This window comes from Streptomyces sp. NPDC006711 (genome assembly GCF_042869775.1).
Taxonomy (GTDB): domain Bacteria; phylum Actinomycetota; class Actinomycetes; order Streptomycetales; family Streptomycetaceae; genus Streptomyces.
The window spans coordinates 234,517-250,304 of record NZ_JBIAGO010000006.1 but is presented as its reverse complement, the minus strand read 5'-3'; the positions used below and the strand labels follow the sequence as shown (position 1 = coordinate 250,304).

17 protein-coding genes are annotated in these 15,788 nt (G+C 73.8%); 8 read left to right on the top strand and 9 right to left on the bottom strand.

What is annotated here, in order from left to right; all coding sequences use genetic code 11:
- The first annotated feature begins 8 nt into the window (after positions 1 to 8).
- Together ACFYM2_RS15705 and ACFYM2_RS15700 are read left to right on the top strand one after the other, a co-directional pair.
- The gene (locus tag ACFYM2_RS15705) at positions 9 to 578 is read left to right on the top strand and encodes a DUF4865 family protein (RefSeq protein ID WP_388836561.1); all 570 of its coding nucleotides are present in this window, start codon (positions 9 to 11) and stop codon (positions 576 to 578) included.
- Complete coding sequence (locus tag ACFYM2_RS15700; RefSeq protein WP_388836558.1) at positions 575 to 1,456, top strand: phosphotriesterase; 882 nt, start codon at positions 575 to 577, stop codon at positions 1,454 to 1,456. The genes ACFYM2_RS15705 and ACFYM2_RS15700 overlap by 4 nt, the downstream gene beginning before the upstream one ends.
- Here the strand turns inward: ACFYM2_RS15700 and ACFYM2_RS15695 are convergent.
- Positions 1,444 to 2,664, bottom strand: coding sequence for an ROK family protein (locus ACFYM2_RS15695; protein WP_358995698.1), 1,221 nt, complete (start codon positions 2,662 to 2,664; stop codon positions 1,444 to 1,446). The two genes, ACFYM2_RS15700 and ACFYM2_RS15695, sit on opposite strands and share 13 nt — an antisense overlap.
- Before the next feature lie 151 nt (positions 2,665 to 2,815).
- On the opposite strand from ACFYM2_RS15695, the gene ACFYM2_RS15690 reads away from it, so the two are divergent.
- Positions 2,816 to 4,030 (top strand): MFS transporter, encoded by a 1,215-nt coding sequence (locus ACFYM2_RS15690; RefSeq protein ID WP_388836555.1) that lies wholly within the window; start codon positions 2,816 to 2,818, stop codon positions 4,028 to 4,030.
- A 51-nt stretch (positions 4,031 to 4,081) separates the two neighbouring features.
- Here the strand turns inward: ACFYM2_RS15690 and ACFYM2_RS15685 are convergent, their stop codons facing one another.
- Positions 4,082 to 4,483, bottom strand: a complete 402-nt coding sequence (locus tag ACFYM2_RS15685) for a MarR family transcriptional regulator (RefSeq protein WP_350229019.1) — start codon at positions 4,481 to 4,483, stop codon at positions 4,082 to 4,084.
- Between the two features lie 161 nt (positions 4,484 to 4,644).
- On the opposite strand from ACFYM2_RS15685, the gene ACFYM2_RS15680 reads away from it, so the two are divergent.
- Positions 4,645 to 4,932 carry a DUF6332 family protein gene (locus ACFYM2_RS15680; RefSeq protein WP_350229020.1) on the top strand — a complete coding sequence of 96 codons (288 nt, stop codon included), beginning with the start codon at positions 4,645 to 4,647 and terminating at the stop codon, positions 4,930 to 4,932.
- On the opposite strand, the gene ACFYM2_RS15675 is transcribed toward ACFYM2_RS15680, so the two are convergent.
- The 3 genes from ACFYM2_RS15675 to ACFYM2_RS15665 form a co-directional block, all read right to left on the bottom strand.
- Positions 4,893 to 5,558: a response regulator gene (locus ACFYM2_RS15675; protein WP_388456858.1), complete on the bottom strand. Its 666-nt coding sequence runs from the start codon at positions 5,556 to 5,558 to the stop codon at positions 4,893 to 4,895. The genes ACFYM2_RS15680 and ACFYM2_RS15675 overlap by 40 nt on opposite strands.
- Positions 5,555 to 6,886 (bottom strand): sensor histidine kinase, encoded by a 1,332-nt coding sequence (locus ACFYM2_RS15670; RefSeq protein ID WP_388836551.1) that lies wholly within the window; start codon positions 6,884 to 6,886, stop codon positions 5,555 to 5,557. Before ACFYM2_RS15670 ends, ACFYM2_RS15675 begins: the two co-directional genes overlap by 4 nt.
- A 61-nt stretch (positions 6,887 to 6,947) precedes the next feature.
- A complete protein-coding gene (locus ACFYM2_RS15665) occupies positions 6,948 to 7,646 on the bottom strand; it encodes a TetR/AcrR family transcriptional regulator (RefSeq protein WP_388836548.1) in 699 nt (232 codons plus the stop codon).
- 166 nt (positions 7,647 to 7,812) lie between these two features.
- Here ACFYM2_RS15665 and ACFYM2_RS15660 point away from each other — a divergent pair, with 166 nt between their 5' ends.
- Positions 7,813 to 8,277, top strand: coding sequence for a nitroreductase family deazaflavin-dependent oxidoreductase (locus tag ACFYM2_RS15660; RefSeq protein WP_388836545.1), 465 nt, complete (start codon positions 7,813 to 7,815; stop codon positions 8,275 to 8,277).
- Between the two features lie 276 nt (positions 8,278 to 8,553).
- Here the strand turns inward: ACFYM2_RS15660 and ACFYM2_RS15655 are convergent, their stop codons facing one another.
- Positions 8,554 to 9,819, bottom strand: coding sequence for a geranylgeranyl reductase family protein (locus tag ACFYM2_RS15655; RefSeq protein ID WP_388836541.1), 1,266 nt, complete (start codon positions 9,817 to 9,819; stop codon positions 8,554 to 8,556).
- A 178-nt stretch (positions 9,820 to 9,997) separates the two neighbouring features.
- Between ACFYM2_RS15655 and ACFYM2_RS15650 the strand changes: the two genes are divergently transcribed.
- Together ACFYM2_RS15650 and ACFYM2_RS15645 are read left to right on the top strand one after the other, a co-directional pair.
- Positions 9,998 to 11,362, top strand: a complete 1,365-nt coding sequence (locus ACFYM2_RS15650; protein WP_388456864.1) for a dipeptidase — start codon at positions 9,998 to 10,000, stop codon at positions 11,360 to 11,362.
- Between the two features lie 92 nt (positions 11,363 to 11,454).
- Entirely contained in the window at positions 11,455 to 12,165 is a 711-nt protein-coding gene (locus ACFYM2_RS15645; protein ID WP_388836538.1) for an MBL fold metallo-hydrolase, read from the top strand.
- Here the strand turns inward: ACFYM2_RS15645 and ACFYM2_RS15640 are convergent.
- Entirely contained in the window at positions 12,124 to 13,164 is a 1,041-nt protein-coding gene (locus ACFYM2_RS15640) for an NUDIX domain-containing protein (RefSeq protein ID WP_358995674.1), read from the bottom strand. The two genes, ACFYM2_RS15645 and ACFYM2_RS15640, sit on opposite strands and share 42 nt — an antisense overlap.
- 241 nt (positions 13,165 to 13,405) lie before the next feature.
- Between ACFYM2_RS15640 and ACFYM2_RS15635 the strand changes: the two genes are divergently transcribed.
- Positions 13,406 to 13,582: a hypothetical protein gene (locus ACFYM2_RS15635; RefSeq protein WP_350229028.1), complete on the top strand. Its 177-nt coding sequence runs from the start codon at positions 13,406 to 13,408 to the stop codon at positions 13,580 to 13,582.
- 34 nt (positions 13,583 to 13,616) lie between these two features.
- On the opposite strand, the gene ACFYM2_RS15630 is transcribed toward ACFYM2_RS15635, so the two are convergent.
- Positions 13,617 to 14,540 (bottom strand): AAA family ATPase, encoded by a 924-nt coding sequence (locus ACFYM2_RS15630; RefSeq protein ID WP_388836535.1) that lies wholly within the window; start codon positions 14,538 to 14,540, stop codon positions 13,617 to 13,619.
- Between the two features lie 254 nt (positions 14,541 to 14,794).
- A complete protein-coding gene (locus ACFYM2_RS15625) occupies positions 14,795 to 15,748 on the bottom strand; it encodes an ROK family protein (protein ID WP_358995669.1) in 954 nt (317 codons plus the stop codon).
- Positions 15,749 to 15,788: the final 40 nt, after the last annotated feature.

Genomic DNA, 15,788 nt, shown 5'->3' with positions numbered 1-15,788 from the left:
AGGACGCCATGCAGGCCATGCAGTACGAGATCACCCTGCCCGCCGACTACGACATGGAGATCATTCGCAAGCGTGTCGCCACCCGGGGCCATCTCCTCGACGACTTCCCCGGACTCGGACTCAAGGCCTATCTGATACGTGAACGCGCCGACGGATCCCCCGTCAACTCCTATGCCCCGTTCTACCTTTGGGCCAGCTCCGAGGGCATGAACGCGTTCTTGTGGGGACCCGGATTCCAGGGGATCGTCGACGACTTCGGGCGCCCTCGGGTACGGCACTGGGCGGGCCTCGCCCACACCGAGGGGCCCGCGTCCACGGCGGCGCCGGTCAGCGCGACCCGTCTGTGCGTGCCGGTCCCCGAGGGGGTCGAGCCGGGCGCTTTCGTGGCGCGCGAGGCGGCGGCGGACCCGGGGCCGGGGGCGGTGCTGAGCGCCGTCGCCATCGACGTGAGCCGCTGGGAGCTGGTGCGGTTCACGCTGTGGGAACAGAGCGACCCACCGGCTCCCGGCGACCGTTTCCAGGTGCTGCGTGTGTCGGAGCCCGGACGCCGGGGCCTGCGGCAGGGGCGGCACTGGTGAGCGCGGTCCGCACGGTGCTCGGCGAGGTGGCGGCCGACCGGCTCGGTGTCGTCGACGCGCACGACCACCTCTTCATCCGCAGCCCGCTCCTGCCCGGCCAGGAGCTCGCCGACGTGGGCCGCGCGGCGGCCGCGCTCGGCGCGTTCCGTGAGCTCGGCGGCGGCACGGTGGTGCAGTGGACCCCGTACGGCATGGGCCGGCGCGTCGCCGAACTGCCCGCACTCTCAAGGGACTTCGGGGTCCACGTCATCGCCGCCACCGGGCTGCACCAGGCCTCCCACTACCCGGACGAGCTGATCCGTCGCGTACGAGGCCGGCTCGCCGAGCTCTTCGTCACCGAGCTGACCGAGGGCGTCGGCGCCACCGGGGTGCGGACCGGGCTGATCAAGGTGGCGGGCGGGTTCCACGGCCTGGATGACCATGCCACGTTCACGATGCGCGCGGCCGCCGAGGCCCACCATGTCACGGGGGCGCCGATCGCCGTCCATCTGGAGCTCGGCACCGGCGCGCTCGACGTACTCGACCTGCTGTGCGGTCGGTTGGGGGTGGCACCCGGCTCGGTGATCCTGGGTCACCTCAACCGCTCCCCCGACTTCGCCGTGCACCGCCTGGCCGCAGAGGCGGGCGCCCACCTGGCCTTCGACGGGCCGTCGCGGGCCAACCACGCCACCGACTGGCGGATGCCCGAGGCGCTGGCCGCGCTCGCCGACGCGGGGTTCGCCGACCGGCTGCTGCTCGGCGGGGACACCGTCACGCCGGACACCCCTGGCATGCCGTATCTGCTGCGCCGGGTGCGGCCCAGGCTCGCGCTGACGCTGGGCGATGAGCTGGTGGACCGTATCCTCGTCGCCAATCCGGCGCGGGTCTACGCCTGGTGAGCGAGCGCGGCCAGCGGGTCGTCGAGCACCGGCTGCCACGCCAACTCGGCTGCTCCGACCAGGCTGTTGTGGTCGAGGGAACAGGCGAGGATCGGCACGCCGCCGCTCTGGCCCCACAGGCTGCGGTCCGCCACGACGGCACGCAGCCGGTCCGGGTCGGCCTGGAGGAGCGCCTTGTGCAGGCCGCCGAGGATGATGCGGTCGGGGTTGAGGATGTTGACGAGGCCGGCGAGACCCAGGCCGAGCCGGTCGATCAGCTCCTCGGCGCCCCGGCGCACCGACACGTCCGCGTACTCGTGGCGCAGCAGGGCCCGTGACTGTTCGAGGAGCGAGACCTCGGGCCCGGGCGTGCGTCCGGCCGCCGTGAGGAAGGCGAGCGGGTCGGCCTCGACGTCGAGACAGCCCCGGCTGCCGCAGTAGCAGGGGCGCCCGTCGGGGTTGACGGTGAGGTGGCCCACTTCGAGGGCGAGGCCCGAACTCCCGGTGTGCAGACGGCCGTCGAGGACCAGGGCGCCGCCCACGCCCCGGTGGCCGGTGGCGACGCACAGCAGGTGCTGGGCGCCCCGGCCCGCGCCGTGACGGTGCTCGGCGAGCGCCGCGAGGTTCACGTCGTTGCCGGTGAAGGCGGGGCCGGTGATGCCGGCCGCGCGCACCCGTTCGGCGAAGATCTCCCGTACGGGGGAGCCGGCCGGCCAGGCCAGGTGGAGCGGGTTGAGCGCGGTGCCCTCCGGATCGGCGACGGCCGAGGGCACGGCAAGGCCCGCGCCCACGCAGCGACGGCCGCTGCCCTTGAGCAGCGCGGCCCCCGCCTCGACGACGGCGCCGAGCACCTGGGCCGGGTCGGCGGAGACGATGACGCAGCCGGGGTCGGTGGCGACGATCTCGCCGCCGAGGCCGACGAGCGCGGCACGGAAGCCGTCGGCATGCACCTGGGCGGCGAGCGCGACGGGTCCCGCCTCATGGACGGCGAGCCGGTGGGAGGGGCGGCCCTGGGAGCCGGCCGCGGCGGGGCGCGAGTCGACCTGGATGAGGCCGAGCGCTTCGAGTTCGGCGGCGACGGCACCGGCGGTGGCGCGGGTGACTCCCAGTTCGGCGGTGAGGACGGCACGGGTGGGCGCACGGCCGGTGTGCACCAGTTCCAGGGCGGGTCCGAGCGCGCCACGGCCCCTGTCCAGCCTGCTCCGGGTGGTGGTCGCCTTGCCGTTCATGGGGGCGAGTCTCCCATGATCCTCGGCGGAAGCCGCCCCTGCGCCCCGGCCGCACATCGGGGACGCGGCGGCGCGGTGAAGCGGCGCCGCCCCCGAAGGCACCCGGTCCCGCCGGTTGAAGCGCCCCCCGTCCTGCCCCTATCCTGAGTTTGTGCCGCTACTAAACAAAGTACGGACGGCCGCTCCGGGGGGCCAAGGCTCAGACACCGCCGCACCCACCCTGTTCCGCCTCCGCTCCGCCCTGACCGTTTTCTTCGCACTCGACGGCTTCCTCTTTGCCGGCTGGGTCGTCCGCATCCCCGCGATCAAGCAGCAGACCGGGGCCTCGGCGGGCGAGCTCGGGCTCGCCCTGCTCGGGGTCTCGGCCGGCGCGGTGGTGACGATGGTGTTCACCGGCCGGCTCTGCCACCGCTTCGGCAGCCATCCGGTGACCGTCGCCTGCGGCGGTCTGATGGCCCTGGCCATCGCGCTTCCGCCCGCGACCCACTCCGCGCTCACGCTCGGCCTGGTGCTGCTGGTGTTCGGCGCCGCGTACGGCGGGGTCAACGTGGCGATGAACAGCGCCGCCGTCGACCTGGTCGCGGCGCTCCGCCGCCCGGTGATGCCCAGCTTCCACGCGGCGTTCAGCCTCGGCGGGATGGTCGGGGCGGGCATCGGCGCGCTGGTGGCCGGCGCGCTCTCCCCCGCCGCGCACCTGCTGGCCCTCACCGGTGTCGGGCTCGTGGTGACCGCGCTGGCCGGCCGGGTGCTGCTGCGGTATCCGGCCCCCGCGCCGGCGCGGACCGCGCACGCACCGGGACAGCGCCTGACCGGACGGGCCCGGCGCCTTGTGCTCCTCTTCGGCCTGATCGCGCTCTGCACCGCCTACGGCGAGGGCGCGATGGCGGACTGGGGCGCCCTGCACCTGGAGCAGGACCTGGCGGCGGCGCCGGGCGTCGCGGCCGTCGGCTACTCGCTGTTCGCCCTCGCGATGACGGCCGGCCGGCTCTCGGGCACCGCGCTCCTGGAACGCCTCGGCCAGACCAGGACGCTGGTCGCCGGCGGCCTCACGGCCTGCGCCGGGATGCTGCTGGGAGCGCTCGCGCCGAACGTCTGGCTCGCCCTGGCCGGCTTCGCCGTGATGGGTCTGGGACTCGCCAACATCTTCCCCGTCGCCGTCCAGCGGGCCGGCGCGCTCGCGGGACCCGGCGGGGTCGCGGCGGCGTCCACGCTCGGCTACGGCGGCATGCTGCTCGGGCCGCCCGCGATCGGCCTGATCGCCGAGTGGGCCTCGCTGCCGGTCGCCCTGACCACGGTCGCCGCGCTCGCGGCCGGTGCCGCGCTGATCGGCTACACGGCCCGCCACGCGACGGCGCCCCAGAACTGAACCGGGCCACGGCCCCAACGCGCTTCGTTCGTACGGGAGTTGAGGGTTCTGTTAACCCGGGCGCTGGGTGAGCATCCGGGCGAGCACCGCGCGCTGGAGCGGCAGCACCCGCGCGTGGCGGGCCCGGCCGGACTCGGTGATCGACACGCTCACCCCGCGGCGGTCCTCGCTGCACATGCCCCGCGTGACCAGGCCGTCCTTCTCCAGGCGTCCGATCAGACGGGACAGCGCGCTCTGGCTCAGATGGATCCGTGACGCCAGCTCCTGCACCCGCACCGCGCGGCCCGGGTCGCCCCCGCACCCCTCGGCCAGTACGTCCAGGACCTCGAAGTCGCTGGCGCCGAGCCCGTGGGCGTGCAGCTCGCGGTCGAGTTCGCAGGTCGTGCGTGCGTGCACCGCGAGAAGGTCCCGCCACTCCTCCACGAGCAGGCGCTCGGGCTTGTCAGCTGCCATGGCGGCACGGTAGCAGAGCCAAGCACTTTTGTTGCGGGAGCATTAAATGCGTACGCAATCAATGCGCGCACATGTAACGTGCTGGGGACCGGCACTCGGGGGGAGGGGTGGCCGAGGGGCGCCGGTTGCTCCTCGGCCACCCCTGCTGTGAGACTTCGCGCATGGGGACACGGAGCCGGGCCGAGCGGGACGCCATCACCATCGAGCTCGGATACGCGCTGGCCAGCGCCCTGTTCGCGGCGGCCGTAGTGTTCGGCGCCATCGCCGGAGCCGGTTACGCCCTTGAACTGCCCCACCCCCTGCGGCGGGTGCTGCTCCTGCTCGGCGGCGGTTGCGCCCTCGTCGTGTTCGTCTGGCGCACCGTGCACGTCCTGTGGCGCTTTCCCCACGCCGGGGGCCTCGGTCCGCGTCAGCCCAGCCAGCCGGGGCGCACGAGCCCCGACTCGTAGGCCAGTACGACGAGTTGGGCCCGGTCGCGGGCGCCGAGCTTGACCATCGCGCGGCTGACATGCGTCTTCGCGGTCAGCGGACTGACCACCAGCCTGCGGGCGATCTCCTCGTTGGAAAGTCCGATGCCGGCCAGCGCCATCACCTCGCGTTCCCGGTCGGTCAGCGCCGCCAGGGCGTCCGCGGCGGCCGGCTCCTTCGAGCGCGCCGCGAACTCGGCGATCAGGCGCCGGGTCACCCCGGGAGACAGCAGCGCGTCGCCCCCGACCACCGCGCGCACCGCCCGCAGCAGCTCCTGCGGTTCGGCGTCCTTCACCAGGAAACCCGAGGCGCCCGCGCGGATGGCCTCGAAGACGTACTCGTCGAGTTCGAAGGTGGTCAGCATGATCACTTTCACCTCCGCGAGCTCCGGATCGGATGTGATGCGCCGGGTCGCGGCGAGGCCGTCGAGCCGGGGCATCCGGATGTCCATCAGGACGATGTCCGGGCGCAGTTCACGCACCAGGTCCAGCGCCCGCTCGCCGTCGTCGGCGTCGCCCACCACCTCGATGTCGCCCTGCGCGTCGAGCAGCGCCCGGAACCCGGCACGCACCAGGAGCTGGTCGTCGGCGAGCAGGACGCGGATCACGAGGTCTCCTCGGGGTCGTCGGCGGACGGGCGCCGGGCGGCGGGGCCGCCGGTCAGCGGGAGCCGGGCGCCGACCCGGAAGCCGCCGTGCGGCAGCGGCCCCGCGTCGATGGTGCCACCGAGCGCGGCGGCCCGCTCGCGCATCCCGATCAGACCGTTGCCACCGCCCTGCTCCCCGCCGTCGTCGGGCCGCGCGGCGGAGGGCGGCCCCGCGTCCTCGACGCTCAGCACGAGGGCGCCGGGTTCGTAGCCGAGCGTCAGGTGCGCGGTGCGCGCGGCGGAGTGGCGTACGACGTTGGTGAGGGCTTCCTGGACGATCCGGAAGGCGGCCAGGTCGGTGCCCGGCGCCAGCGCGCGGCGCCGGCCGCTCGTCGTGGTCCGCACGGTCAGCCCCGCGGCGGCGGCCTGTTCGAGGAGTTCGGGGAGCCGGTCGAGTCCTGGCGCCGGGGAGCGCGGCGCGTCCCCCGGCGTGCGCAGCGTCTCCAGGACCTGGCGCACCTCGCCCAGCGCCTCCTTGCTCGCGGACTTGATGGTGGTCAGGGCGGTGCGGGCCTGCTCCGGGTCGGAGTCGAGGAGGGCCAGGCCGACGCCGGCCTGGACGTTGATGACCGAGATGCTGTGGGCCAGCACGTCGTGCAGTTCGCGGGCGATCCGCAGCCGTTCCTCGTCCGCGCGGCGACGGGCGGCGGCGTGCCGCGCGGCCCGCTCCCTCAGCCACTGCTCCCTGCGGACCCGGACCAGTTCGGCCAGCGCGAGGATGGCCACCGCCCAGGCGGCGATGCCCAGTTCCTGACCCCATGGCGCCGGGGAGTCCCCTCGCGGCGGCAGCCACCGGTAGAGCCAGTGCGCGACCAGGAGGTCGCCGAGCCAGAGCATGCCGACCACGCCCCACGCCTGGCGGCGGTGCCCGGCCACGACCGCGGCGAAGCAGCCGACCGCCACGGGCAGGAAGACCGGCCCGTAGGGATATCCGGCGCCGAGGTAGACAAGGACGGCGGCCGAGGTGGCGAACACGGCGAGGACGGGGTGGCGCCCGCGCACGATCAGCACCCCGCAACTGGCGACGAGCAGCAGCACGGCGAAGGCGTCGAGCGGGGCGCGGCCGTGCTGGGCGTGGGCGGCGAAGCGGCTGCCGGCCAGGACGAACACCGTGAGCGCGGCCGTCGACACCCAGGGCGGCCGGGCGGAACGGCCTTCCTCTGCGAACGGTCCCCACGGCCGGCCGCGCGGCCCCCACGGCGGGCCCCCGCGCTGCCGCCGGGGCGAACCGTCGTGGCGCCGGGACGGGCCGTTCCGGCGGGCGGCGCGCGGTGGCTGCTCCTCTTCCATACCGGCCACGCTAGACCGGGGCCCCGGCCGGGGCGTCCGCCGGACGAGGTGATCGCGGGTACTACGCCGGGAGTACCAGGCCGACCGAGAGGGCGAGCTGTTCGGCGGCGTGCGTGAAGAACGCCTCGCGGTCCTCGACCACCCGGTGGAACTGGCCGAACGCCTCGAAGGAGATGAGGCCGAACAGCTGCACCCAGGCCGCCACGAGCGCGACGGCCACCGCGGGCGGCAGGTCGGGGGCGAGGTCCGCGGCCATCCGTTTGGCCTCGGCACGCAGCGGGGCGGCCAGCGGCGGCAGCGCGATGCCCTTGCCGCGCTGGGCGTCCCGCACGATGGACAGCAGGACGAGGCCGACGCGCGAGGCGGGGCCCACGGTCGCCTCGGGCGCGGTGTAGCCGGGGACGGGGGTGCCGTAGATGAGGGCGTACTCGTGGGGGTGGGCCAGCGCCCAGGCGCGTACCGCGCGGCAGACGGCGATCCAGCGGGCCTTGGGCGCGGCGGCCTTGCGCTGCTGGGCGAGGGCGAGCTCGGCGGCTTCGCCCACGGCGTCGTAGGCGTCGACGATGAGGGCGGTCAGGAGGTCGTCCCTGCTCGGGAAGTAGCGGTAGAGCGCCGAGGAGACCATGCCGAGTTCGCGGGCGACGGCGCGGAGGGAGAGCTTGGTCGCGCCGTCGGCCGCCAGCTGCTTTCTCGCCTCGTCCTTGATGGCCGCGGTGACTTCGATCCGTGCCCGTTCGCGGGCTCCCTGGACGGTGCTCATGGCACCAGTCTGCCAGCTTGGAGAGCACCGACCAAGAACGCGATCGATGCACATGAAACAGATCGGTGGACCTTTTCAAGAGCGGTGCTCTTGATTCGGAGCACCGCACGGGTGCACACTGCTCACGAATGAGAGCACCGCTCTCTCAGTCTCAGGGAGACGCCCGATGTCCGCATCCGCAACCCCACACGTGCAAAAGCCCGGCTGGTTCACCGTCAACGTCCTCAACCGGGCCGTCACCTGGATGACCCGTCGCGGCATCAGCGTCTGGGGCTCGCGCGTCCTCGCCGTCCGTGGCCGCAAGAGCGGCGAATGGCGGCGTACCCCGGTCAACCTGCTGACCGTCGACGGCGCGCACTATCTGGTGGCGCCGCGCGGGCACGTCCAGTGGACGCACAACATGCGCGCGGCCGGGGGCGGCGAGCTGCACCTGGGCCGGAAGACCGAGGTGTTCACCGCCGTCGAGGTCGCCGACGACGACAAGCCCGCACTGCTGCGCGCCTACCTCACGCGCTGGAAGGCCGAGGTGGGCGCCTTCTTCGACGGCGTGGGGCCGACGTCGAGCGACGCGGAGCTGCGCCGCGTGGCTCCCGACCACCCGGTCTTCCGCGTCACCATCACCAGCCCGTGACACCTCTCGGGCCCGCGTCGGCCACGTGACCGCGCGACGCGGCGGGAGCGCGGCGCGGCGAGAGCCCGGCGCTCGGCGCGGGCGCGGCCTCGGGGCACGGCGCGGGCCCAGCCCCAGGGGCGCGGGGCAGGCGCGCCCGGCGCGGGCCCGGCCTCGGGGGCGCGGCGCGGGCGCGGCGCCCGGCGCGGGCCCGGCCCCAGGGGCGCGGGGCAGGCGATGGGCCCCGGCTCCCGGCCCCCAGCCCCCAGCCCCCAGCCCCCAGCCCCCAGGGCATGCTCAGCGGTCGACGGTGTCCAGGGCGCGCCGCGCCATCGGGTGCGTACGGACCAGGCCCGCCAACGTGGTGGCGCCGCGCGTGATGTCGGCGAAGGCCTTCCAGGCCGGGCGCAGACCGGTGATCGCGGCGTGCAGCAGCAGCGGACGCTTCTCGAAGAGCGACAGCATCCTGCGTCCCACCGCCATCTCGACGCCGAGGCCGGCCTTGATGGCGAACGCGTAGTTCAGGGCCTGCCTGCGGGCGTCCACGGCGTCCTGCGACTCGGCGATGCGCACCGCCCACTCTCCCGCGAGCCGGCCCGAGCGCAGGGCGAAGGAGATGCCCTCGCGCGTCCACGGCTCCAGCAGGCCCGCCGCGTCGCCGCAGACCAGGACCCGGCCACGGGAGAGCGGCGAGTCCTCGCTGCGGCAGCGCGTCAAGTGGCCCGAGGAGATGGCCGGTTCGAAGCCCGCGAGGCCGAGCCGGGCGATGAAGTCGTCCAAGTAGCGCTTGGTGGCGGCGCCTTCGCCCCGGGCCGAGATCACGCCGACGGTCAGGGTGTCGCCCTTGGGGAAGACCCATCCGTAACTGCCGGGAAGGGGGCCCCAGTCGATGAGCACCCGTCCCGCCCAGTCGTCGGCCACACTCGGCGGCACCGGGATCTCGGCCTCAAGGCCCAGGTCGACCTGGTCGGTCTTGACGCCGACGTGTGCTCCTATGCGGCCCGCGCTGCCGTCGGCGCCGACCACGGCGCGCGCCAGGACGGTCTCGCCGTCGGCCAGGATCACGGCGACGGTGCGGCGGTCGGGGACGGCCGAGCCGTGCTGTTCCACCTTCGAGACGGTGACGCCGGTGCGGACCACGGCGCCCTCCTTCTCGGCGAGCGCGACCAGGCCCGCGTCGAACTCGGGCCGGTTGATCAGGCCGAACAGCATCTTCTTGGACCTGCGGGTGCGGGTCAGCTTCCCCTTCAGGGAGAAGGTGACCGCGTACACCCGGTCCTGGAGGGGGAGCTCGAAGCCGGGGGGCAGCGCGTCGCGCGAGGGGCCGATGATGCCGCCGCCACAGGTCTTGTAGCGCGGCAGCTCGGCCTTCTCCAGGAGCAGCACCTTGCGCCCCGCCGAGGCCGCCGCGTGGGCCGCCGATGCTCCCGCCGGTCCGGCGCCGACCACCACGACGTCCCAGACGGGCGCCGTGGCCGGATCCGTCACCGGCTCGGCGGCGGGCTCGCCCTGGTGCTTCCCCAGGGGTCCGTCCGTGCCGGCGTCTGCGTTCTCGCTGCTCACGATGTGCCTGTGCTCCCCATCAGACCAGTGCCCGTATTGACGACCGCATCCTACGGGGCAGTAGCCCCGCCTTCCTGTCCTGGCCCGTTGTGGCAGGATCGGCCACATCTTCGCGGTACACACATGTGCACCAACGTATGTGTGTACCTACAACGTCGCACCCACGAGGAGCGTGCCCATGACCGCACATCCGATCGCCGAGACCATCGCCTCCCTGATGCCCCGCGCCAAAGCGGAGCTGACGGAGCTGGTCGCCTTCCAGTCGGTGGCGGACGAGGCGGTGGCACCCAGGAGCGAGTGCGAGGCCGCCGCCAACTGGGTGGCCGACGCACTGCGCGCCGAGGGATTCCAGGACGTCGCGCTCCTCGACACCCCCGACGGTTCGCAGTCGGTGTACGGGCTGCTGCCCGGCCCCGCCGACGCTCCCACGGTCCTGCTGTACGCGCACTACGACGTACAGCCCAAGCTGGACGAGTCCGCGTGGGTGACCCCGCCGTTCGAACTGACCGAGCGCGACGGCCGCTGGTACGGGCGGGGCGCCGCCGACTGCAAGGGCGGGTTCATCATGCACCTGCTCGCGCTGCGGGCCCTCAAGAGCAACGGCGGTGTCCCCGTCTCGGTCAAGGTGATCGTGGAGGGCTCCGAGGAGCAGGGCACGGGCGGCCTCGAACAGTACGCCGAGGCGCACCCCGACCTGCTGGCGGCGGACGCGATCGTCATCGGTGACACCGGCAACTTCCGGGTCGGACTGCCCACGGTGACGGCGACGCTGCGCGGTATGACCATGATCCGCGTGAGCGTCGAGACCCTGGAGGGCAATCTGCACTCGGGCCAGTTCGGCGGCGCCGCGCCGGACGCGCTGGCCGCGCTGATCCGCGTCCTGGACTCGCTGCGCGACGAGCACGGCCAGACGGTGATCGAGGGCCTTGCGGCGGACGCCGCGTGGGACGGTCTGCAATACCCGGAGGAGGAGTTCCGGCAGGACGCGAAGGTCCTGGACGGCGTGTCGCTGCCCGGCACCGGCACCGTCGCCGACCGCATCTGGGCCCGCCCGGCCATCACGGTCATCGGCATCGACTGCCACCCGGTGGCAGGGGCCACGCCGTCCATCCCGGCGAGCGCCCGCGCGCAGATCAGCCTGCGGGTGCCGCCCGGCCAGGACGCGGCCGAGGCGACGAAGCTGCTCTACGCCCACATCGAGAAGCACGTGCCGTGGAACGCCCGGGTCACCTTCGAGCAGGTCGGCCAGGGCCAGCCGTTCCGCGCGGACATCACAAGCCCCGCGTACACCTCGATGGCCGAGGCGATGGCGGTGGCCTACCCGGGCGAGGAGATGCAGTCCTCCGGCATGGGCGGCTCCATCCCGCTGTGCAACACCCTGGCGGCGCTCTACCCGCAGGCGGAGATCCTGCTGATCGGCCTCAGCGAGCCCGAGGCGCAGATCCACGCGGTGAACGAGAGCGTGTCCCCCCAGGAGCTGGAGCGCCTGTCGGTCGCGGAGGCCCACTTCCTCATCAACTACGCCCAGTCAAAGCGCGGTTGAGTCACCGGCGGCAGAGAGGTTACGCGCTCGGCGGACATCGCCGTGAGCGTAGATCCGGGTGGCGGACGGCGTCGGGGACGTACGTTCGCCCCATGGATCTCCTTCCCGTCCTCCCCCGGCTGCACATGTTCCGCTTCGCCATCGGCCAGGCGTACGTGTGGCGCGACGACGACGGCCTGACGCTCATCGACGCGGGTGACGCGAACGCCGCGGCGCCCATCGAGGACGCGGTGCGCGGCCTCGGGCTCGATCCGGGCGCGATCCGGCGGATCGTGATCACGCACGGCCATCGCGACCACTACGGCTCGGCGGAAGAACTCGCCGCCCGCCACGGCGCCGAGGTGGTCGCGCACCGGCTCGACGCGCCGGTGATCCGGGGCGAGGCCCCGACGCCCGAGCCGGTGCTCCTGGACTGGGAAGTGCCGTTGTACGAACACGCGCTGACGGTCCCTCAGGCGCCTGCGACCCGGGTGGACCGCGAGGTGGGCGACGGGGACGCGCTGGGCTTCGGTGACGGCGCGTTCGTCGTCCACTCCCCCGGCCACACCGACGGGTCGATGGCCATCCATCTGCCGCGCCACGGCGTGCTGTTCACCGGGGACAGTGTGGCCGGGGTGGGTCAGGTGATGCTGGGCGTCTTCAACACTGACCGGGAGCGGGCGCTCGCCTCCTTCCGCCGGCTGGCGGCGCTCGGCGCGGACACCGTCTGTTTCGGGCACGGCGACCCGCTGACGAAGGACGCGGCGGCCGTCATGAAGGCCTCAGCCGACCGGGACTCCGGCCTCCAGATTGAGCACGGTTGACCGCTCCCGCGCCCGCAGCGCCCAGCGAAGCCGCTCGAACCGGGCGGGCGGCAGCAGTCCCGCCGCCTCGCGCTCGCTGACGAAACGCCAGCCGCGCAGTTCGGCGCCGGGCAGCAGCACCTCACCGGCCCGCGCGCTGTCGAGCGTGCCGCCGTCGAACAGCAGCCGCAGGCCGCCGAAGCCCGGCGGCCGTGGCGGCTCCCAGTCGATGACCAGAAGGCGCGGTACGCGCTCGAGCCGGACACCCAGCTCCTCCTCGACCTCGCGGACGCCGGCCCGCGCCGGTGCCTCGCCGCGTTCGACGACGCCGCCGGGGAACTCCCAGCCCGGCTTGTAGGTGGGGTCGACCAGGAGCACGCGGTCCTGTTCGTCGAAGAGCAGCACCCCGGCGGCCAGCGTCTCGGCGGTGGGCTCGGGGGTCTGCACGATCGCGCAGGCCCGGGCCGCCCCGGAGCGGACCGCCTCGGCTATGCGCTCGGCGCTCTCGCGGGGCGTGAGCACACTGTTGTCGACGGCGTGGGCGTCGGCGGCGATCCAGCCGAGCGCGCGCCGGAAGGGCTCGATGTGCTCATACGCCCATTTGCGGACCCGTTGTTCGTCGGCCTCCGGGTCGTCGGGGAACTCCACGCGGGCCGCTATCCGCGCCCGCAGGATCGTTTCCTCCTGAGTGAGCACCACATGCCGTACGGGTATGCGGCGGGAGGCGAACCCACCGAAGATCTCATCCCGGTACTCCTGTCTCAGGAGCGTCATCGGCACCACGAGTACGCCGCCGACCTCGGCGTGCAGCGCGGCGGCGCCCTCCACCACCAGGCGCCGCCAGATCGGCAGATCCTGGTAGTCGCTGACCTGCGCGAGAAGTTTCTGCGGCAGCAGATGCCGTAGCGCCCCGCCCATCACCTCGGGGTCGTAGAACGTGCTGTCCGGGATCAGGTCGATCAGTTCGCGCGCGGTGCTCGTCTTGCCCGCGCCGAACGCACCGTTGATCCAAACGATCACGGTTCCCCCTCTTCGTAGCCCCCAGTGGACTGCCCGCAACACCCTGCCACTAAATCGCGTGGGCGGCCGGGGCCTCCTCGGTCACATCACAACTGTGGCCGGGCTGTTGCCTGCCGCCTGCCACCATGGGGCCGCGCTTCGCGTCCTGGTCTACGAGCACCGGCCACGGGGGGCCGTAACGCCGACGGCGCGGGCGTCGTTGTGCGGGTGCCCAACGAGACGAACAAGGGGGCGCGACGAAATGCGTCGTACGGTACTGGAACGTTTTCCCGCGGGCGACCCGCGCGGTCACTGGACCGCCGAGGCGTTCGCTCACGACCGCAGGAACGAGGGCCTGGCCGCGGAGGTCGTGATGGACCTGGAGAGCGACGCGTTCCTGGTCGTCGTCACGCAGTCCGTGCCCGAGCGGGTCGGCTGAGGTCGCCCGGCGCCGGGCCGCGCCGCGCGCCCGGTCAGAAGGCGCCCGGAACCACCTGCCAGGTGGGCAGCCCCAGACGGCGCCACACCGCGACCACACGGTCGCGGTCGTCGAGGCTGATCCGCACGCGGTAGCGGTGGCGGACGTACGCGTCGAACAGCTCGGTCTTCACGACGTCGTCACGCCGCAGATCGCCGGAGGGCCGCATCCACAACTCGTCGTAGGGCACCTCGTGCGCGGCGAGCCAGGCGCGGGTCGCCGCCCGGAAGTCCTCGCTCCGGCCCGAGAGCAGCACGATCCTGTCCCCGTGCGTCTGCCGGAAGCCGATCAGGGCGTCGCGCACGGGCCCGTTGAGGCCGTCCCGTTCGCAGCGCGTGAAGTCGTACGGATGGCGGTGTGCGCCGAGGGCGAGCGTGCCGTCGATGTCGCACAGCACCGCGCTGGGCAGCGACGCGTCCGGGGTGTACGGCTCGGCTCCGGCCACGGCCGCCGTGTCCTCCAGCCAGGCGGCCGTGAGCCGCCAGCCGGCGCGTACCGCCTGGGCGTGCCGGGCGGCCAGACGGCGGATGACGGCGTCACCGACCGGCCTGGCGCGGGCCGCGTCGCGGCGCAGGCACTCCTGGAGGGGCACGCCGGTGAAGTCGTGCACCACGAACCGCGCCCGCCCCGCCACGGCCGCCTTGAGACGCCCCGGGACGCGCGGAGTGAGATGGGTGTTGTCCACGACGACGTCGAAGCCGGCGGCGATGGTCTCGCGGACCGCCACGTCCTGCACGGCGAGCACGCTCCGTTCCGCGGCCCGCGACCTGCCGCGCCCCTCGCTCCCGGGGTCGAACATGGCGCGCAGGTCATCGAGGCTGACACGGCGGCACCGGCCACCGCAGGACGCGACGAGCTCACGCGCGGCGGTGGTCTTGCCCGACGCGGGCAGTCCGGTCATCACGTGCACGGTGGTCATGGCGGGGCCGGCTCTCTCCCATGGGCGCGGGGACGACCGACGGCTCACAACCGGGTACCCGCGCGGCCTCCCTGGGTCATGCCCGGTGAACCGGCCGGGGATGCCGGAACGCGCCGGACCGTGCCCTGCCCGTTGCCCGGCCGCGGTGTGCGCCCCGCGGTGGAACGCCCTCGCGGCGGCGGGACGTCAACGTCCGGCGGCGCGACCATCACCGCGCGGCCATCCGGCCACCGCCAAGTACCGGGCGGTGCGCGTCACTTGAGGAGTGCCGCCTCGGGCGAGCGCCGCGCCGAGGCCGCCGCGGCCGCGCCCACCAGGCCCGCGTCCGTGCCCGTCAGGGCCGGCGCCACGGTGAGGCGCTGGACGAAGGAGAGCGTGGCGTAGTCGCGCAGCGCCCGGCGCAGCGGGCTGAAGAGGACGTCACCCGCGCCGGCCACTCCCCCGCCGATGACGGCGATGTCGATCTCGACGAGCGTCGCGGTCGCGGCGATCGCGGCGGCCAGCGCCCGGGCGGCGCGCTCGAAGGAGGCGAGGGCGACCGGGTCGTTGGACCGGGCGGCGCGGGCGACGGCGGCGGCCGAGGTGTCGCCGTCGGGACCCGGGCGCCAGCCGTTGTCCAGGGCGCGGCGGGCGATGTTGGGACCGCTCGCGATCCGTTCCACACAGCCGCGTCCGCCGCAGGGGCAGGTCTCGCCGTCGAGGTCGACGCTGATGTGGCCGATATGGCCCGCGTTGCCGGTGGGGCCAGGGCGCAGCTTTCCGTCGAGTACGAGGCCGCCGCCGACGCCGGTCGACACGACCATGCACAGCGCGTTGTCATGCCCCCGGGCGGCGCCGAGCCAGTGCTCGGCGGCGGTCATCGCGACGCCGTCGCCGACCAGTTCCACATCGAGCCCGCCGGTCACCGCGCGCACCCGCTCGACCAGTGGAAACCCGCGCCAGCCAGGGATGTTGACGGGACTGACCGTCCCGGTGGAGGCGTCCACGGGTCCCGCGCTGCCGATGCCGACGACGCCCGTACGCTCCCACCACGGGGACCCGGTCAGCTCGGCGATGACCTCTTCGGCCGCGCGCATCACCGTGTCGCCGTCCTCATGGGCGGGGGTCGGCCGCTGTGCCCGCAGCAGGATGCGGCCCCCCGCGTCCACCAGGGCTCCGGCGATCTTGGTGCCGCCGATGTCGAGCGCGGCGACGAGGTCGGTGTGCATCGAGGTCGGATCTCCTCGTGAGGACGGGTATCGGCAGGTC